The organism is Sporofaciens musculi (assembly GCF_009830285.1).
GTDB lineage: Bacteria > Bacillota > Clostridia > Lachnospirales > Lachnospiraceae > Sporofaciens > Sporofaciens musculi.
The window spans coordinates 5,234,150-5,252,073 of the sequence record NZ_WUQX01000001.1 but is presented as its reverse complement, the minus strand read 5'-3'; the positions used below and the strand labels follow the sequence as shown (position 1 = coordinate 5,252,073).

At 42.2% G+C, this 17,924-nt stretch carries 19 protein-coding genes; 14 read left to right on the top strand and 5 right to left on the bottom strand.

The features are described from left to right. Positions 1–43: 43 nt before the first annotated feature. From GN277_RS26625 to GN277_RS26615, 3 genes are read right to left on the bottom strand one after another with little or no spacing between them, the layout of a single operon-like run. A complete protein-coding gene (locus tag GN277_RS26625) occupies positions 44–223 on the bottom strand; it encodes a DUF6440 family protein (RefSeq protein ID WP_159755909.1) in 180 nt (59 codons plus the stop codon). 51 nt (positions 224–274) lie between these two features. After that, positions 275–1,738: a sensor histidine kinase gene (locus tag GN277_RS26620; protein WP_159755906.1), complete on the bottom strand. Its 1,464-nt coding sequence runs from the start codon at positions 1,736–1,738 to the stop codon at positions 275–277. A 22-nt stretch (positions 1,739–1,760) separates the two neighbouring features. Then, positions 1,761–2,459, bottom strand: coding sequence for a response regulator transcription factor (locus GN277_RS26615; protein WP_159755903.1), 699 nt, complete (start codon positions 2,457–2,459; stop codon positions 1,761–1,763). Positions 2,460–2,636: 177 nt separating this feature from the next. Here GN277_RS26615 and GN277_RS32245 point away from each other — a divergent pair, with 177 nt between their 5' ends. After that, entirely contained in the window at positions 2,637–4,076 is a 1,440-nt protein-coding gene (locus tag GN277_RS32245) for a DDE-type integrase/transposase/recombinase (protein WP_159748950.1), read from the top strand. A 40-nt stretch (positions 4,077–4,116) separates the two neighbouring features. Here the strand turns inward: GN277_RS32245 and GN277_RS26605 are convergent, their stop codons facing one another. Continuing rightward, positions 4,117–4,278, bottom strand: coding sequence for a hypothetical protein (locus GN277_RS26605; protein ID WP_159748948.1), 162 nt, complete (start codon positions 4,276–4,278; stop codon positions 4,117–4,119). Positions 4,279–4,508: 230 nt separating this feature from the next. Between GN277_RS26605 and GN277_RS26600 the strand changes: the two genes are divergently transcribed. From GN277_RS26600 to GN277_RS26570, 7 genes are all read left to right on the top strand, one after another. Further along, positions 4,509–5,264 carry an ABC transporter ATP-binding protein gene (locus tag GN277_RS26600; RefSeq protein WP_159755900.1) on the top strand — a complete coding sequence of 252 codons (756 nt, stop codon included), beginning with the start codon at positions 4,509–4,511 and terminating at the stop codon, positions 5,262–5,264. Further along, entirely contained in the window at positions 5,261–6,031 is a 771-nt protein-coding gene (locus GN277_RS26595; protein WP_159755897.1) for an ABC transporter permease, read from the top strand. Before GN277_RS26600 ends, GN277_RS26595 begins: the two co-directional genes overlap by 4 nt. Further along, entirely contained in the window at positions 6,028–6,798 is a 771-nt protein-coding gene (locus GN277_RS26590; RefSeq protein ID WP_159755894.1) for an ABC transporter permease, read from the top strand. The genes GN277_RS26595 and GN277_RS26590 overlap by 4 nt, the downstream gene beginning before the upstream one ends. A 5-nt stretch (positions 6,799–6,803) precedes the next feature. Then, entirely contained in the window at positions 6,804–7,097 is a 294-nt protein-coding gene (locus tag GN277_RS26585; RefSeq protein WP_159755892.1) for a hypothetical protein, read from the top strand. 361 nt (positions 7,098–7,458) lie between these two features. After that, positions 7,459–8,619 carry a DUF262 domain-containing protein gene (locus tag GN277_RS26580; protein ID WP_159755889.1) on the top strand — a complete coding sequence of 387 codons (1,161 nt, stop codon included), beginning with the start codon at positions 7,459–7,461 and terminating at the stop codon, positions 8,617–8,619. Positions 8,620–8,623: 4 nt separating this feature from the next. Further along, positions 8,624–9,757 carry an AAA family ATPase gene (locus GN277_RS26575; RefSeq protein WP_159755886.1) on the top strand — a complete coding sequence of 378 codons (1,134 nt, stop codon included), beginning with the start codon at positions 8,624–8,626 and terminating at the stop codon, positions 9,755–9,757. A gap of 28 nt (positions 9,758–9,785) precedes the next feature. Beyond that, positions 9,786–10,631 carry a hypothetical protein gene (locus tag GN277_RS26570; RefSeq protein WP_159755883.1) on the top strand — a complete coding sequence of 282 codons (846 nt, stop codon included), beginning with the start codon at positions 9,786–9,788 and terminating at the stop codon, positions 10,629–10,631. 4 nt (positions 10,632–10,635) lie between these two features. Here GN277_RS26570 and GN277_RS26565 read toward each other — a convergent pair whose 3' ends face one another. After that, on the bottom strand, positions 10,636–11,367 hold the full coding sequence (locus tag GN277_RS26565) for an HAD family hydrolase (RefSeq protein WP_159755880.1): 732 nt from the start codon (positions 11,365–11,367) through the stop codon (positions 10,636–10,638). A gap of 146 nt (positions 11,368–11,513) precedes the next feature. Here GN277_RS26565 and GN277_RS26560 point away from each other — a divergent pair, with 146 nt between their 5' ends. The 6 genes from GN277_RS26560 (at position 11,514) to GN277_RS26540 (ending at position 17,650) form a co-directional block, all read left to right on the top strand. Then, positions 11,514–12,200, top strand: coding sequence for a response regulator transcription factor (locus tag GN277_RS26560; RefSeq protein ID WP_159755877.1), 687 nt, complete (start codon positions 11,514–11,516; stop codon positions 12,198–12,200). Further along, the gene (locus GN277_RS26555) at positions 12,197–13,474 is read left to right on the top strand and encodes a sensor histidine kinase (RefSeq protein ID WP_159755874.1); all 1,278 of its coding nucleotides are present in this window, start codon (positions 12,197–12,199) and stop codon (positions 13,472–13,474) included. The genes GN277_RS26560 and GN277_RS26555 overlap by 4 nt, the downstream gene beginning before the upstream one ends. A gap of 448 nt (positions 13,475–13,922) precedes the next feature. After that, positions 13,923–14,018 (top strand): putative holin-like toxin, encoded by a 96-nt coding sequence (locus tag GN277_RS30645; RefSeq protein ID WP_004071533.1) that lies wholly within the window; start codon positions 13,923–13,925, stop codon positions 14,016–14,018. Between the two features lie 225 nt (positions 14,019–14,243). Next, positions 14,244–14,447, top strand: coding sequence for a hypothetical protein (locus GN277_RS26550; protein ID WP_159755871.1), 204 nt, complete (start codon positions 14,244–14,246; stop codon positions 14,445–14,447). A gap of 90 nt (positions 14,448–14,537) precedes the next feature. Continuing rightward, the gene (locus GN277_RS26545; RefSeq protein WP_159755868.1) at positions 14,538–15,305 is read left to right on the top strand and encodes an ABC transporter ATP-binding protein; all 768 of its coding nucleotides are present in this window, start codon (positions 14,538–14,540) and stop codon (positions 15,303–15,305) included. Between the two features lie 2 nt (positions 15,306–15,307). Then, the gene (locus tag GN277_RS26540; RefSeq protein ID WP_159755865.1) at positions 15,308–17,650 is read left to right on the top strand and encodes an ABC transporter permease; all 2,343 of its coding nucleotides are present in this window, start codon (positions 15,308–15,310) and stop codon (positions 17,648–17,650) included. Positions 17,651–17,924: the final 274 nt, after the last annotated feature.

Sequence of the window (17,924 nt, the reverse complement as noted above, 5' to 3'; positions counted from 1 at the left end):
AAAGCTGCTGCAAAATGTAATCATTTTCGCAGCAGCATCAAAGTTATTGGCTGGTTATAGGAGAAATAACCGGCTTTCCTTCGCGGTCAAGCAGGGGCGTTAATCCGCCGGCATAGCCGCTATGACGAAATAAATAATTTACACCGGTTTCCTTATCGACCCAAATCTCCGTTACATTCATTGTGCCTTGTGAGTAGATTGCCTCAAATCTGTCATTTTTCATTGTCTGAACCTCCATTTTTTCTATGGTTCTATTATACTAAAAAAACAGAAATCATTCAAGGTAATATGCCGGCAATCGGATCTCCACACACAGACCGCCGTAAACGCTTTGGCTCATCACTATGCTTCCGCCATGTGACTGTGCAATCTTCCTTACAATCAAAAGCCCCAGTCCATGACGCTGCTTACTAATCTCACTGTCACACATCATATAATGAGGCGTGTCATTTAAGCGTTTTAGCTCATCTGCCGACATTCCCCTGCCGTCATCCTCCACCCGCAAAACATAATAATCCTGTAAACCTGAGTCCTCAGATTTCACAAAACCACTGGACTGCGGCAGATTTTGGCCCGCGCAGTCTTTATGGACAGAAACATAGACAGTACATCCGTCTTCATTATGGTTGATACAGTTCTGTATAAGGTTCGATACCGCGCGTTTCAGCAGTTCCTTATCTACATTCACAGGGCAGACAGTGACCTGAGGCTCAGTCACCCATTCAATGGGATACCTTCCGTCCACGTCTATATTGATAAAATCAACAACAACCTGCCTTGCGATGGCGACTGCATTTTCCTGGGTACAGTGGATTGGCTGCATATCATATTCAAGCTTTGAGGCAAGGTTCAAGTCATTAATCAGATTGCGCATCCGTTCACTTTGCTGTAGAATGACAGAGACTTTCTGACGTTCATCTGCCGTGAGCCGTGAGCTGTTTTCAAGCTGTCCTGCGTATCCCATCACCATGGAAAGGGGCGTGCGGATATCGTGGGAAACTCCGGCAATCCAGTTGGCGCGGGCAGTTTCTTTTTTCTTTAGCTGGTAATTCTGAAATTCCAGAATTTCAGAAGTCTGATTAATATTTGCGGCAAGCTCAGACAGCAATCCCTTTTCCTTTACGCAGACCGGTTCTTTGGTGGGCAGCTTTTGAATCCCTTCTGCAATGGGCTTCACCGAGCGCAGAAGCTTCATGTTAGCAATAAAATAGATTAAGAAAATAAGCCCCCCATTCACAATCAGTACATTCAACATATATTTGGGAAGATTTGCTATAAAATCATAGTCCCAGTTGGGATACATGTGTTTCCAATATCGGTCCTTGGGATAGCCAAGGACAACCAAGCCATCCGCGGATTCGCCTGGAAAAGTGGGGTAATCCATTAAGTATCCGCGGGTGAGAGACGCAATATCGGACAGAGAATATTCCAAAGGGATGTCCTCAGGGAGATGCTCCGTGTGCCAGCTAACCTTGTGGGTGCGGTTATCGATCAGAATTCCCCATACATGTTCACGCTCTAATTCTAAGGCAACTTCTTCGGCAAGAATGTATCCATCCCCTGTATCCTGCTTCTGCAAGGCAGCGCCGGTTTCCATAGCAGTTGTCCAGGCGGAGGCGCCGGGGGTCTGTTGGAGACTAAGAGTAATCAAAATAATGATATTCAGAAAGAAAAGCAGGATGATACTCAGTAACAAAATGGCGAGAAATCGCCGGATTAATTTTGGAATGCTTTTCATGCCGTGGCCTCCAATCCTTAAATTATTGCACAATTAGTTTGTAACCAAGCCCCTTGACCGTGATCAAGGCTTCTGGTTTAGAGGGGTTCTTCTCGATTTTTTCCCGAATCCTGCGGATGTGAGCCATCAGAGAATTTTCATAACCGTAAGGATTGTCGCCCCAGGCGGCTTCGCATAGGGCGTCAATGGTCACAATACGTCCGGCATTTCGGTAGAGTGCAAGAAGAAGGGTGTATTCCTTTGCTGTCAGGGGAATACACTCATGCTCTTTTTTTATTTCCGCCCGTTCAAAATCAATCTCACAATGGCGTAATGTTACCAGAGGATTTTCGTCCTTATAGGTTCTCCGAAGAATTGCGCTGATGCGGAATACCAGCTCTTTTGGAAGAAATGGTTTAACCATGTAATCATCTGCGCCAAGACCGAAGCCTCTGAACTTATCCTCATCCTCGCCCCGTGCGGTGAGAAATAGAATCGGGTAGTCTCCCATGTTTTTCAAATGTTCCATCAGAGAAAATCCGTCTCCATCTGGAAGCATAACGTCAAGAATTGCAAATTCCGGACGAAATTCACTGGCAGCGGTCACGGCCTCTCTTATATTGCCTGCCGTCCGGATATTCGTAAAGCCCTCCTCAGATAAAATAGAAGTAACCATATGGCGTAACTGCGGCTCGTCGTCTACCAACAGTATCCGTTTATTCTTCAAATAATTTAATATCATTGTAATCCCCCCTATACATCTTAGGTATTGTAAAGTATTACAATCCTATTTTTCTTAAAAACCTCATGTTTTCAGGGAATTTTTAGCTTTTTACAACTAAAAAAGCAATGATCCCCTATTTTCGTGTATAATGTAAGCACCACACTCAACAAAATACGAAAGGTAAATCATTGCTTTATGGATAACATTATACTATATTTACTTAAAATCATTCAAGAACAATATCAGCAAATTTGCTGGCTCATTCTTTTTATTTGCAGATACATTCCTCTTAAGCAGTGGGCTCACGATGAACTCCACAGCCCTAAATACCAAAAGTTCCTCACGGATAAACTTCCTGTCATCAAACCATTCATCAAACAGGACTGGCAACTCTGGAACGGATACTACCTCCTCCGCTATGGCAAAGCCGTAAAACCTGTCAAACCCCAGAAAGGCAAACCCCGTAACGTTCCGACTGATACCGCCTGCCCTCTCTGCGGCGCCCCTCATGACTATATCTATGACAACTCTGGCGGCCGCGGACAGTTTAAGTGCAAGATCTGCGGGCAAACCTTTGTCAACGGTGAAAAAGTAACATCCCCGTTCAAACTACAGTGCCCTTATTGCGGGCATGCCCTAAAGCCTGTCAAAGACCGGAAACATTTCCGTATCCATAAGTGTGTCAACGACAGCTGTCCTTACTACCGGCGGAATCTCACAAAGCTTCCTAAAGGGCTTCCGCAATCCGAATACTGGAAATATAAACTACGTTATCTTTACCGCGAGTTTTCTGTAAACTTTTTTGATATGGAACTAAACCAGCTCCCAAAGTGGGCAACCTCCTTCAGATATAAGAAAAACAACGCCTATATCATGGGGCTGTGCCTTACCTACCGGGTAAACTTAAAACTCTCTCTCCGGCAGACCGTACAGGCCCTTAAAGAAATCCATGGTATTGACATTTCACATACCATGGTCAACAATTATGCCAAAACAGCCGCTGTCATCATCCGTCCCTTTGTAGATTCCTATGACTACAATCCTTCCAACGAACTTGCTGCTGATGAAACCTACATCAAAATCAAAGGTATAAAAGCATATGTCTGGCTCATCATGGACAAAGTAACTCGCTCCATCCTCGGCTATCAGGTCTCAACTTCAAGAGATGTCGGCCCCTGTATTCTTACCATGCGCATGGCATTTGATAAATTTAAGGAATTCCCTGACAGAACCCTGAAATTCATTGCTGACGGATACAGCGCGTATCCGCTTGCCGCCCAGCAGTTCAAGATTGAAAAAGGCTGGGACGTATTCATCACGCAGGTGATCGGCCTTACCAATGACGACGAAGTATCCAAAAAATTCCGGCCATTCAAACAGGTGATCGAACGCTTGAACCGTACATTCAGGGAATCTTATCGTGTCACCTGCGGTTACGGTACGGATGGCGGTGCAATACACAGCGTTTCTCTCTGGGTCGCTTACTATAACTTCCTGCGTCCTCATGAGAAATCCGGCGGCAGGGAACCGCTGAATAAAGTGGAACTGCTGGAAGGCGCTGGGAATATGCCCGGCAAATGGCAACTCCTGATCTATCTGGGCCAACAGGAACTCTTAAAGCAGCAACAGGGCTAAGCCCACATCTGTTCTTAGATTCCGAGCCAGAGGTAATTACCTAGCCATCCCGAAGGGACCTGCCCTTGATGGCACGCCAAAACAATGCTACAATGCTGTGAATCAGACGGAGAAACTGGTATCTGTTCTTGAGTTCTTCGCCGTCGGTAAGACGTTCAGAGCATTGTTTTGGTGTGCCGTCAAGGGTGGCGGACACTGCCAAAATCTATCGTATCTACAATTATCAAAGTTCTAATGGAGCCTATTTTTTTGACTCCAGTTTTTCATAGGCTACTTTACACTACCACATCTTAAAGTAATGATAACATGAACAATTTTGAAAATCGAGCCATTTACATGAAATGTAAGGTAGATGTAAGGTTACGGGAATGTGGATGTAAGGTTAAAGGCGTACACTATAAGCATACCAAATACAGCGAAGGAGTGTGAAAAATGAATATTATAGAAACCAATCATTTGACAAAATCATATGCAGGCTTTACCGCAGTTTCCAATGTAAGTATTCATATCCCCAAGGGGACTGTCTACGGATTTCTGGGGCCAAACGGCGCAGGCAAATCTACGACAATGAAGATGTTCTTAGGGCTTACGAAGCCCACGGGCGGAGATTTCTTAATAGATGGGAAGAAGTATCCTAAGGACAGAATCGAAATTTTGAAAGAAGTAGGTTCCTTCATAGAAGCCCCATCATTCTACGGCAATCTGACCGGTGAGGAGAATTTAGACATTGTGCGAAGGATATTAGGTCTGCCAAAGTCGGCGGTGGACGACGCGTTAGAGCTTACGGGGCTTACACAGTGGAGGAAGCGCCTGGCGAGAAAATATTCTCTTGGTATGAAGCAGCGGCTTGGCCTTGCAAGCGCATTAATCGGAAGGCCGCCGATTCTGATTTTGGACGAACCCACCAACGGCCTTGATCCTGTGGGGATTCATGAAATCCGCACATTAATCCGTTCCCTTCCAGAGAAGTTTGACTGTACGGTTCTGGTATCCTCCCATCTTCTCTCGGAAATAGAGCTGATGGCGGATAATATCGGGATTTTAAATCACGGCAGGCTTTTATTCGAGGGAACCCTTGAGGAATTGAAGCAAGGGGCAGAGATGAAGGGGTACCCCACAGATAATCTTGAGGAAACATTTCTTGCAATGATTGAAGAAGATAATTTCCAGAGAGGCGGCGCGAGATGAATGCAATATTAGAGTATAAGAAGATAAGAAGAACGGGAGTGGCTTCGGGATGCCTTTTGGGAGGGTGTCTGGCAGCGTTTGTTCCCATTTTAGAATTAGCGGTCCGTTCTGAGCAGTATGCCGACATTCCCAAGCCGCCCCTTCAGATTATTCTCCAGGCAGACTGGCAGATGATGGCAATGCTGAATACGCTTCTGGTTATCGTCATCTCTTGCATGATGTACCATATTGAATATACGGATAACGCCATCCAGCGGATAACGACTCTGCCCGTCAGGGAGGAGGAGGTATTTGTAAGGAAAACCATTTTACTATCTGGTATGTGTATTGTGCTTCTGGTGATTGAGATGTTATCTTTAATCTTCTGTACCCTGCACTGGTTTGGAGGGGAAAATGGCGCATATGTAATGTTTTACGGAGATTCTTTTTGGGGTGCGTATATGAAATTTATCAGAGATTTGCTTCAAAATTTTGGCTATTCCTTCTGTATGCTGCTTCCTGTGGCTATCGTAGCTCTCATGACTGCATCGGCGTGGAAAAATATGTGGATTCCCCTTGGAATTAATGTGGTTTGTGTATTCATGGCAACCATGATTCCGGTAAAATATTTTGCTTTATCCATCTTTCCCTTTGCTCTGCCGTTTCAAATATTAGAAGGGGCAAAATCAGGAAAGGCAATTAGCTATCTGATTGCAGCAGCGGCGGAGGTACTGTTAATCGGCGCGGCAGAAATGGTATTTTTAAAAGTCAGGAGGTCATTGGCATGAATTTTTTCACATTGTTAGGGGTGGAATTAAAGAAGATACGGCGTTCCAGAATCTTATTTATTCTGGGAATTGCAGCAGTATTACTCTGGCTGCCGTTCATTTTAAACGCACATTTGAATTTTGATATGGAGGCGGAGGGCATTTCCCCAGAGCATAATTTTTTCATACAGGGCTTTCTGGGAATGGCATGGTTCATGTTTCCGGCAAGCATGGTAATTGGAACAGTGCTTCTTGGACAGACGGAGAGGAGTAACCATGGAATCCTGCGGATGCTTGCGCTTCCGGTCAGTGGGGGAAAGCTTTGTATGGCAAAATATACTGTTTTGCTGACACTGGCGGCAGTCCAGATGGCAATGATGACAGGAATGTATTTCATTAGCGCCGCAATCGCATCCCAGACTCAGAACTATGAATTTCTGTTGCCGCCGTTGTTTGTGTTAAAGGAAGTTCTGGTGATGTATGTTTCGGCAGTTCCCATGATTGCATTTTTCTGGATGCTGTCTGTGTGCATCCAGACGCCCATATTTTCAGTAGGAATCGGGCTGGCGTCCATTGTGCCCTCAGTTCTGATGATTAACACGAAGATGTGGTTTGCCTATCCTATGGATTATCCGTTCTATGTGATAACGGCAAAGTACGGTGAACTGGCGGCGAACCTTACAGAAACGGAGATTGAGTTGATTCCCTGGGCGCCTGTGGCGGTTGGATTTACAGGTTTTTGTATGGTAATTTCAGTTATATGCTTCGGAAGAAGTGAAAGGAGATAGTGAGAATGAAACAGAGTTTGAAAGGCATTTTAACGGGGATTGCGGGAGTGATGGTGCTTCTGCCGTGGACGATATTACTGCTTCGTCAGCATGAGTGGGCCCTTCAGTCGCCAGCGGCGGAGATTACAATAGGAGGCTATGCGGTTTTTATGATTTTTTCAGGGGTATTTACATTTGCCGCTTATATGAAAGGGGATGTTAAGAACCCTCTTATGAAAATCTGTCTTGTCATCAATGAAATCTATGCTGTGGCAGGGGTGATGGCGCTGATTATGATGGGGGCGGGGAAGGCTATGTGACGATATTTTTGAAATTATGCTTTTTTATTATAGTGGATATGATAAACTAACTCTACAATTACTGAGCCGATCATTAGTAATTATAGAGTTAGTTTTTATTCTTTAGAGGAAAGCAAATTTGAATATACAGATGAGGGAAAATATAATGGGAGAGAAAATGAGGGAAATAGAAAAGATGCAGATTAATCTTGTTGACAACGAAAATAATGTCAGAATCTTCGTGTTGAGACGAATGAATGAGGATACAGGAATTTTGTGGAAATATGAAGATGCTCTGTTCCGGTTGGAAATATTTACGAATGATGAGATTAAAAATGTAGAGATAAAGAATAAGTCTGAAAATTTGGCAGAGTCAGATGAGATGATTGAACAAAAATTTTTGGATGCTGTTTTTGAATATAAGATGAATCTATTGATTAACAAAGAAGATGGGTTTGATGATGCGGAAGAAGAAGAAATTGAAAAGAATGAAAAAGTGAATCCATATGATCCGAAATTAATTCGTGTTGATACCAAGACGTTTTCTATTAGCCAGATTAATGATATGATAAATGATAGAGAGATAGATTTGTCACCCGATTTTCAGAGAGGATTTGTGTGGACAGATATTACCAGAAAATCAAGATTAATCGAATCTTTACTTCTGAGGATACCGATTCCTGTATTTTATTTTTCACAGGATGATGAGGGATTGTTTCAGGTTGTAGACGGAGTGCAGAGATTGACGGTAATACATTCTTTTATGAAAAATGAATTTAAACTAAAAAATCTTGAATATCTTAAGGAATGTAATGATAAATGGTTTAAAAACGAAAAGGGAAGAAAAGAGGATAGCCTGGATAGTATATTTGTCAGGCGTATTCAGCAGGCGCAGTTGTCCATAAATGTTATTGACCCGCAGACGCCTGGAAAAGTAAAATATGATATATTCAAACGAATTAATACAGGGGGGAAGGTATTAAATAATCAGGAGATTAGGAACTGTCTTGCTTCCTCAAGAACAAGGAACCTTTTACGAGAACTGTCAGGTTCGCAGAATTTTCAGAGAGCAACCAGAGGTAGCGTCAGCTCCACCAGAATGGCGGATTCTGAACTTATTTTGAGATTTATTGCTTTTTATCTGATAGATACAAAGCAATCGCCGATAAAGGAATACAAAAGCGGTATGGATGTGCTGTTGGATGGAACGGTAGAGTTTTTGAATAAAACTGAAATTGATATTATGATAGAAATAAGAAATAAATTTCTTCTGGCAATGGATAACGCATACGATCTATTTGGCGATAAAGCTTTCAGAAAAGCTATTTACATTAATAAAGCATTATTTTTGGGTGTATCCAGGGTTCTCTGCCAATTCTCGAAAGAACAGATTAGGAAGAAGGATAAAGCTGAAATAGTGAAACGTATGGATGAAGAAATTGGCAAAGAAGGAGAATTCAGAGGAGCTTTGTCAATGGCTACAAATGATGCCAAAAATATAAAAATTGTATATGATACCGTGAAACAGATAATGGGAGATTAAGCAGATGCATAAAGAATTGACGATTGAGAATTTTAAGTGTTTTTCAGAACCGACAACAATAACTTTAGGGAAGATAAACATTTGCCTTGGATGTAATTCTGTTGGAAAATCATCAGTAATCCAAAGTTTTATATTGATTCGGCAGGCTTTTGAAAAGGCAAGATTATTCAAAGATACACAGGTGAAGAAATATCATATACAGTTAAATGATATTTATGGTTTGCAATTAGGAGATTCAGAGCATATCAAATCCTCAAAAGTCAAAGATGATATAACATTAAAGTTGGATGAGTACGAATACAAACTAATGTCGATTGCAGAAAGTCCTATGGAAATGGAGGCCGCAAATGAGTATGACGTATCTGTGCAGTCTTTGAGAGAAGGAATTTTCTCAGATGGCTTTTATTACCTGAATGCAGAAAGAACCGGTCCTAGAAACTATCAGATGATTGATTCTAAGACAATAAATCATTGCGGTGTATATGGAGAAAATACAATGCATTTGCTAAATGTATTGGGAACTGTCAGCAGAGTAGACAGTGAAAGGTGTTATAATCTGGATGAAGGTAAGACAGTAAGTACATTGAATAAACAGGTAGAATATTGGATGGATTATATTATACCAGGAATCGAGATACGTACTGATGATGTATTGGAGCTGAGGGTCAGTAAAATGACATTGCGTCAGCCAGCATTAGATACGGATTTTTTGTCACCATATAACTTTGGATTTGGAATATCCTATGTTCTGCCAATTATCGTGACCGGATTGATTGCAGAAAGGGGGAGTATGATTCTGGTTGAAAATCCGGAGGCCCACCTGCATCCAAAGGGACAGTCACATATTGGTTATTTCCTTGCTGTGATGGCGTGTTCAGGCATTCAAGTTATAGTTGAAACGCATAGTGAGCATGTACTAAATGGAATCAGAATCGCAGCATTAAAAAATAAGGTTGCACCAGATGATATCAGTATTAATTTTTTCTCTTTAAAAAAGGAGGGTAAAAATACTCGTCATATGGTAGAGAAAATCAATTTGGATGAAAGAATGAATTTGGAGAATTGGCCGGAAGGATTCCTGGATCAGGAGGAGGAAGATCTGAGGACTTTGAGGCTTCTTAGGAGTAAAGGCATATAGTGGTAAAGGCTGGGGAATGAGAGGTAAGATGGAAAAACGTGTATTGTGGGACAATGGAATAAAGGATTGTATGAAAGAGTTTACTTCGGAACATATGCTAGAGTTCATGGAATTGTTAGATTATATCAAAGATGACGGCATCGAGAGTATAATAAACAGGAATACACAAGAAGATCCAGATTTGTGGGACTGGTTATATACAAAAGACCAGACTGAGATGAATGATATTAAAAAAGAATTAGGGAAAAAAATACAACGGGCGAAATATGTTGACAGCGAAGAATTTGATAAAATGATGGAAATTGTAGGGAAATTAAATATCATAAAAACGTTAATATTATTATATGATAATCAAAATGATTTCTGTGTATCAACAAAATCAGAATATTATGCAGGATTACGAAGATATCTGATTATGGAGAAAAAAGATTCCTTCTGTAAAGATTTATCAGAGTGTTTTCCTCATATACATTTTTCCCACGATATAGAAAGAACTATAAATACATTGAATAAAAAATTTGAAGAAATACGGGAAGAAATTGTAGAGCATTTAACTCAAATTGATGGCTATCAGAGCCGCTTTGAGCAGTTACTTTCAGAAAATAAGTCATTTCAGGAGATTGCCCAGCATTTCAGTATGGATACTGGTATAGAATGTTCTCCTCAGGCGGGACGTAAAAAAGTCCAGGCTCTAAAAGAAAAGTATTTTAATTCAAAGAACGGACAGGAAGAAACCGTTACATGTGAGTTACATACTAAATTCAAAAGATTTAATATAGACATAGATAAACAGGACAGAATATACTTTTTCCCAGGAAAAAGAGAAATTTTGGAAGGAAAGGTAATTGTAAAACATATAGGAGGGCATCTGTAAAAATTTACAGAAGTGTTTTTATAAGGGGAAGCAGAAAAATCCCTTCGTGTATCTCTTTATCCGCAATACAATTCTCCTCAGGGCAGGCGCGCATCCGGTGATTCAGCCAGATTGTGTGCCACCCTGCCTGAGACGCCCCTATAATATCTGATTCATAAGTATCCCCCACATACCAGGTCTGTTCCGGCAGAAAATGCATACGCTCACTAACAGCCTGAAACGCGCGGACATCTGGTTTATGGTAGCCAATCTCTCCGGAAATAAAAATCTGTTCAGGCGAAAACCAACTTTGAAGGTTTAATGCCTCTGTCTTTTTCCACTGTCCCTTATAGCTCCCATTCGTCAATACGGCAATGGGAAGTCGCGCTTCTTTACAATAATCCAGAACATCCCTCATAAAATCAAACATTTCGATTTTTGTCTGGTAATAACGATACTCTGCTTCAAAAAGAGCGCTTTCTTCTCTTGTGATTTTAAGTCTCACATCTTGGTATGTCATACGCAATCGTTCGTGAAAAGAATCTGTACTGGGTATCTCTCCATTCTTTTCCCGTTCTAATATGATGTCGGAGTAGATTCTTGATTTTTTAAACAATTCTGTAGTGTCGGCATTGACCCTGCCTGCAAATAAGTGATCGTGGGCTTTCTTAAATGGCGCCATCAGGTCGTACATTGTATCATCAATATCAAATACAAGATAAATATTGGAATCAACAGAAGTTACCATAAAAATCATTTCCTTTCATTTATAGATTATCTACAGGCATATAGGGAATTATACCATGCAGTACCTAGAATAACCAGTATATTTCACCGGACGCTTTTCTTTTTTTTCGATATATAGTAAGCTATTGTTAGTATGAATCAAAACGGAGGTAAAGAATGAGGTACGATTGTTTAATCATAGATGATGAGAAACTCCTTGCAGACAGCACAGCGGAGTATTTTAATCTCTTTGGAGTCAAGACGGCGGCAGTATACAGCGTAGCCGGATGCCGAGAGTTTCTCAGGCAGGATACTGTAAGCCTTTTGCTTCTGGATATCAATCTGGGCGATGGCAGCGGATTTGAGCTTTGCCAGGAGCTGCGGGAAAAGACGGAGATTCCTATTCTGTTTATTTCTGCCCGTACCAGCGATGATGACAAGATTATCGCCTTTCATATCGGAGGGGATGATTATGTTCAGAAGCCTTATTCTCTCGGAGTTCTGCTTGCAAAGGTCCAGGCTGTACTAAAGCGCCTCAGACATAGTACGGATGCCGAAGATATTGAATATGCCGACGGGCGTTTGACTGTAGATTTTCAGGCAAAAGAGGTATTGGTTGAGGGAAACGCCGTTAAATTGACCGCGTTGGAATTCAAACTTCTGTCCTATCTAATCAAAAATAAAAATAAGGTGGTATCAAAGCAGGAATTGTTTGACGAAGTCTGGGGCGACAGGTTCACAGGAGACGGCACATTGAATGTACATATCCGCAAAATTCGTGAAGCCATCGAGCATAATGCCGGCAAACCGGAATACATTATTACAGTCTGGGGTGAAGGTTATAGATTCTGCGGAGGGAAATGATGAAGAAACGAACTTTTCTGGCAGGCTTACTGTTACTTTTCTTCGTGGAAATGGCGGTAATTATTCTGTTTGTCCTTCAGGATACAGACAATCGGCAGGATTCCGTTCTGGTAAATGAAACAGTTCAGTCGGTTCAGTCAGATTGGAATACCATAGAAACACACAAGAGTCAGACAAGTCTTGATTATACTGTTCTGGATATGGAGGGAGAGCTTTTATTCCAAACCAAAGAGGGATTGAGCGACAGTATCAATATGGCTGTGCTTCACAGGGATACAATACTCGATCTAACGGTTGACGGCCAGATTGTGGGCAAGCTTCTCATTGACAATGACAGCCAGCAGGTTTTTAAGAAGCAAAAGCAGACATATATCTTTGTATTGATGGCAGCTCTGTTCTTGCAATGCGGTTTGTGTATCGGATATTTCGTTTATTTAAACAGGGTCATTATAAAACCCTTCCAAAAGTTAAAAGGATTTGCAGAGCGCATCGCAGGGGGCAATCTGGATATTCCTTTGACAATGGACAGGCAGAATCTGTTTGGAGCATTTACAGAGAGCTTTGACATTATGCGCTCAGAGCTTAAGAAAGCGCGGATGGCAGAAGCTAAGGCAAACGCCGGCAAGAAAGAGCTTGTCGCGAAGCTGTCTCATGATATTAAGACGCCTGTTGCAAGCATCAAGGCAGCTTCAGAAGTAGGGGCGGCGCTGGCGGACAATGAAAGGCTTCGGGATAATTATACACAGATTATCCATAAAGCCGACCAGATTAACGAACTCATAACCAATCTGTTTACGGCAACTTTGGAGGAGCTTAAGCAGCTCACAGTGACGCCTGAGGATATAGAGAGTATGGCTTTGAAAGAGATGCTTGAAAGCTCGGACTATCTCCACCAAGGAGTGCTTCCGGTTATTCCAGAATGTATGATGTACGCAGATCCACTTAGGTTACAGCAGGTGTTCGACAATATTTTTGCCAATTCTTATAAATATGCAGGCACAAAAATAGACGTAAAGGTATGCAGGAACGGACAGCGTTTGGAGGTCCTTATGGAAGATTACGGAGGCGGTGTCTGTGAGACAGAGCTTCCTCTTTTGAAAGAGAAATTCAAACGGGGAAGTAATGCGAAGAATGTGGAAGGGGCAGGTCTTGGGCTTTATATTTCGGATTATTTTATGAGGGAGATGAACGGAGAGGTTGTGGTAAAAAATGGAAGGTATGGGTTGGAGGTGCTTGTGAGTATTTGCTTAAGCAGTAATATTAAATATTCTTAAAAATGGGTGTAAAAATGAGTACAAAAATAACATCTATATAGATGCCGGAGGATTAAGGAAGGTAAAATCATGGATTTTGTGTACTTGTTTGATTATGTAAACTTATTAACTCTGGGAATTTGTCTGTGTATAGGTTGCTCTCTTAAGACGGCGTTTGTCTGATTCCCTAATAAATATATCCCGTTAGCAGCGTTAAGCCTTAGCTATTAATATTGCAACCAATCTTGGCACAGGGATTTATACTGCGGTTGTACTGGAGGGATGGTTTCTGGGCTGGCCAGTACGGGATTGTATGAAATGATGCGGAACCTGCTGGATAAGGACGGAAGTTTATCAGTAAGAAATAAAGGTTGTCAGAGCAAGGGGATAATGATAAGATAATAGTGAGATGACCGTGTTACAAGGTGGTAGCCTCCCGTACTTTGAGAAAAGAAGGGAGGTGATGCAGATGAGTACATACGAAGTTTTAAGCCTGTTATTTTTAGGCGGTTCGTTCCTCGTTGCATTGCTTGCCTATATTGATAGGAACAACAAGCGAAAATAAATAAGCCTACCTTGTACTTGGCGGTCTAGGTAGGCTTAAAACCCTAAATGGAGGTCAACCACTTTGTGGGCGGTCATCTCCTCTGTCTGTATTATATGATAAATTGAATGATATTGCAATGTAAAATTGGGGGGAGTCCGAAAAATTGAACGGGCTTTCTTTTTTTGCACCGGCGCAACTGCCGGCAGGAAGGAGTAGCTTCTGGGTTGTACCGTTGACCAGTTAATGGATAAATGTAAGCAGGCTCTAAAAGAAGATTGGCAGTATGTTTATAGTGCAAAAGGAATCATATTAAGCAGGGCGCAGATTGATGCCGTCAAGGTGTACTATAAGACTCCTCAGGAGATTATTCGGTCTCAAGGATATCATCAGGCACAAAATCAACGGAAATACGCCGTTTCTGTTGATGTAAATTTAAGGAATCTTTAAGGATTGCCTAAAGACATATAAGATTTAAAACAATAGAATAGAACGTGTAATCAACAAATACAAGGAACCGTAGTTAAGGGAGATTTGAATATGAAGAAAATATTACTGAAAACCGAAGCCTTAAGCAAATCCTTTTCAAGCGGCGGCAGCCTCCAGCACGTTTTGAAAAATATTGATTTGGAATTATATGAAGGCGATTTTACCGTAATTATGGGCGCAAGCGGAGCAGGAAAGTCTACGCTTTTGTACGCTCTGTCAGGGATGGATACCCCAACACTCGGTACAATTACTTTTGCGGAGCAAGTAATCTCGAATCTGAACCAGGATGAGCTTGCCGTGTTTAGGCGCGACCATTGTGGATTTGTATTCCAGCAGATTTACCTGATTGACGGGATGTCTGTGATGGACAATGTACTGGCGGCAGGGCTGCTTGCCTGCAGGGACAGGAAAGCAGTTCTTAAGAAAGCGACAGAATTGTTTGCCGCTGTGGATATTTCCGAGGAAACGCAAAAGAAGTTCCCCACACAGATTTCAGGCGGGGAGGCTCAGAGGTCGGGAATGGTCAGGGCCTTGATTAATAGTCCGGAAATCCTGTTTGCCGATGAGCCGACAGGCGCTCTTAACTCAAAGACAGGTCTGGACGTGTTAGATACGCTGACCCGATTCAATGAGATGGGACAGAGCATCGTCATGGTGACGCATGATATGCGTTCTGCGCGGCGGGGCAACCGTATTCTGTACCTAAAGGACGGTGTAATCTTAGGAGAGTGTGACTTGGGGAAATACGCGTCCCATGTTCCAGACGACGGAGCAAGGCAGGAGAAGCTATCCTCCTTCCTTACGGAAATGGGGTGGTAGGTATGAGAAAAAGTTTTCTTCTTGCCCGTTCCAACTTGCGCAAGGCAAAGGGGCAGACCGCAGCCATTATCGTACTTATTTTCCTTGGGGCGCTCATGCTGAACCTGTGGCTTATGCTGTCTATGGATTATAAACAGAACTTTGACCGCTGCCATGACAGGCTAAATGCAGAGCATGTAACCTTTGCAATCGACGGCGACAGCAGCGAAATTCAGGATTTCGTTAAGGATACGATTGAAGATGACGAGCGCACGGCAGAATATTTCTTAGATACCGTTATGCACATGGTAGGAATTTTTGAGTATAACGGCGGTGAAATGAATTCAGAGCTTATTTTTATGGAAAAGGAAGCTGCTCTTTCACGACCGGTAGGAAAAATCGAGATAATCGAGGACAGTAACTATACAAGCGGAGTCTATATGCCAAATCTGTACAAATCAGAGGATATTGATATTGGAAAGAACATAGATATCTTTATCGGAGACCAGAAAATGTCTTATACTGTGTGCGGTTTTTTCAATAGCGCAATGGCAGGCTCACACAACTGCGGCATGTGCGGGATACTGCTGACTAAGGACTGTTATCAAGAGCTTAAGGACGCTGGATGCGCGCCTATTGCGACGTTTGGTTCTATACGGCTTGACGATAAGACAGAAAGTGTAGATTATGACGCAATGCTAAAGGATGCCGTTTCTGCCCGCTTCGCTGCCGCCCGTACTCTGAGCAATACCTATGACATGGTATCCCGTTCCCGCTACATTTCTCAGATGATTTGTTCCGGAATTATGAGTGCAATGGCATTTTTCATACTTCTTATTGTACTGGTTGTTATTGCGTCTAATATTATCAACTATGTCCAAGAGAATATGAAAAACCTGGGAGCGCTCAAGGCAGTGGGCTACACCAGCCGGCAGCTCGTTCGTTCCCTACTTTTGCAGTTTACAGGGATTTCTCTGGTAATTGCCGTGATAGGCGTAGGATTTTCTTATGTCCTGTTTCCCTATGTAAATGAGATGATGGTGTCACAGACGGGCATCCCTTATGAAATTCGTTTTTTGCCGATTCCATTTTTCCTGACGCTTGGAGTTTTGGGAGGGGCGGTTTCGTTTGTGGTATGGGTATCTTCACGCAGAATCAGAAAAGTGGAGCCTATTGTTGCACTCCGGCAGGGGATTCACACACACACGTTTAAGCGTAATCATGTTCCGCTTGAAAAGGCGCAGGTACAACTGAATGTTGCGTTGGCCCTTAAGACGACCCTATCCGGCATGAAGCATAATGTAACCATTTGTATTACTATGCTGGCGCTGTCCCTGGTCGCTGTATTTTCCGGAGTGATGATTGAGAATATGATTGCAGATATGACGCCTTTTCTGAATATGATTGTGGGCGAGACTGCGGACAGTTGTATCAATGTGGAGGCAGAGTTCGAGGATGAATTTTTGGAAAAAGTAAATGGGGATGAACGGGTTTTGAAGGCGTACCTCTATAATAGCGTTCAGTTGCTACATGTGGGTGGTGATGTGCTGATGGTGACGATTACAGATGATTTTTCAAAAGTCAATAATCAGGATGTGATAATTGAAGGAAGATTTCCAAAGTATGACAATGAGATGGCGGTTGCCGCAAAGTACGGGGAGGACCGTAAGTTGGAGATTGGAGATGAGATTCAGCTTATGGTAGACGGCAGACAGGATGGATATATTATTTCAGGGTTTGTGCAGATTACCAACAATCTTGGAAAAGACTGTCTGCTTACAAGAGAGGGGTATGAGCGTCTGGGAGAACTTCAGAATACGAGTTACTATCTGAATCTTACTAAGGGTACGGATATTGGGGCGTTTAATTCCGAAATGAAAGAATATTTGAAGGGAAAAGTAAACACAACGATTGACATTGCGGCAACGGTTGAAGGGGCGGCTTCGGTCTATGTTTCGCTGATGAAAATGATTGTATTTGCCGTTCTCGTACTGAGCGTAGTTGTGATTACCTTCGTACTGTACCTGCTTGTGCGCACCATCGTAAGCAATAAGAAGCGTGATTATGGAATTCTGAAAGCGTTGGGCTTCACCACGGGACAGTTAATTTTGCAGACGGCGCTTTCCTTTATGCCGGCAGTCATCTTATCGACGGTTATAGGGGTGATCGTGAACAGCTTTATCATAAATCCGCTGGCAGCTTTATTTTTAAAAGATATCGGAATTGTAAAATGTACGTTTACGGTACCGGTGGGATACAATGTCATGGCAGGAGTGGGAATGATTCTGGCGGCGTTTGGGATTACGTGTCTGCTTTCTGTGAAGATAAAGAAGATCACCCCAAGGGCGCTGCTTGCGGGAGAGTAAAAATGTCCTGATGTCATACAAGAATGAAACTAGATAAGGATAAAAATTACGTATGTGTTTAAGACGATACGGTTGGGATTATATATGTTGATCTTCTCACAACCGACAGGTTCAATTATTTTCTTTCTCGGAAAGTAAAGATTCGACGTAGGATGTGCAGAAAAATTGTCCTGTGATAGTGTCCACAAAAATAGCGATCATCGGATTGTATCAGCCGCAATCCTGTCTTTCAATATATTTCTGATAAATAATATAAAGAGCCACTTGAAAATCA

Excerpts from the sequence above, each read along its gene's own strand:
- GN277_RS26600 (WP_159755900.1), top strand. The coding sequence starts at position 4,509 with ATGAATATTATAGAAACCAATCATTTGACAAAATCATATGCAGGCTTT.
- GN277_RS26620 (WP_159755906.1), bottom strand. The coding sequence starts at position 1,738 with ATGAAAAGCATTCCAAAATTAATCCGGCGATTTCTCGCCATTTTGTTA.
- GN277_RS26560 (WP_159755877.1), top strand. The coding sequence starts at position 11,514 with ATGAGGTACGATTGTTTAATCATAGATGATGAGAAACTCCTTGCAGAC.
- GN277_RS26575 (WP_159755886.1), top strand. The coding sequence starts at position 8,624 with ATGCATAAAGAATTGACGATTGAGAATTTTAAGTGTTTTTCAGAACCG.
- GN277_RS26570 (WP_159755883.1), top strand. The coding sequence starts at position 9,786 with ATGGAAAAACGTGTATTGTGGGACAATGGAATAAAGGATTGTATGAAA.
- GN277_RS26540 (WP_159755865.1), top strand. The coding sequence starts at position 15,308 with ATGAGAAAAAGTTTTCTTCTTGCCCGTTCCAACTTGCGCAAGGCAAAG.
- GN277_RS32245 (WP_159748950.1), top strand. The coding sequence starts at position 2,637 with ATGGATAACATTATACTATATTTACTTAAAATCATTCAAGAACAATAT.
- GN277_RS26580 (WP_159755889.1), top strand. The coding sequence starts at position 7,459 with ATGATTGAACAAAAATTTTTGGATGCTGTTTTTGAATATAAGATGAAT.
- GN277_RS26615 (WP_159755903.1), bottom strand. The coding sequence starts at position 2,459 with ATGATATTAAATTATTTGAAGAATAAACGGATACTGTTGGTAGACGAC.
- GN277_RS26625 (WP_159755909.1), bottom strand. The coding sequence starts at position 223 with ATGAAAAATGACAGATTTGAGGCAATCTACTCACAAGGCACAATGAAT.
- GN277_RS26545 (WP_159755868.1), top strand. The coding sequence starts at position 14,538 with ATGAAGAAAATATTACTGAAAACCGAAGCCTTAAGCAAATCCTTTTCA.
- GN277_RS26565 (WP_159755880.1), bottom strand. The coding sequence starts at position 11,367 with ATGATTTTTATGGTAACTTCTGTTGATTCCAATATTTATCTTGTATTT.
- GN277_RS26550 (WP_159755871.1), top strand. The coding sequence starts at position 14,244 with ATGGATAAATGTAAGCAGGCTCTAAAAGAAGATTGGCAGTATGTTTAT.
- GN277_RS26555 (WP_159755874.1), top strand. The coding sequence starts at position 12,197 with ATGATGAAGAAACGAACTTTTCTGGCAGGCTTACTGTTACTTTTCTTC.
- GN277_RS26595 (WP_159755897.1), top strand. The coding sequence starts at position 5,261 with ATGAATGCAATATTAGAGTATAAGAAGATAAGAAGAACGGGAGTGGCT.
- GN277_RS26590 (WP_159755894.1), top strand. The coding sequence starts at position 6,028 with ATGAATTTTTTCACATTGTTAGGGGTGGAATTAAAGAAGATACGGCGT.
- GN277_RS30645 (WP_004071533.1), top strand. The coding sequence starts at position 13,923 with ATGAGTACATACGAAGTTTTAAGCCTGTTATTTTTAGGCGGTTCGTTC.
- GN277_RS26585 (WP_159755892.1), top strand. The coding sequence starts at position 6,804 with ATGAAACAGAGTTTGAAAGGCATTTTAACGGGGATTGCGGGAGTGATG.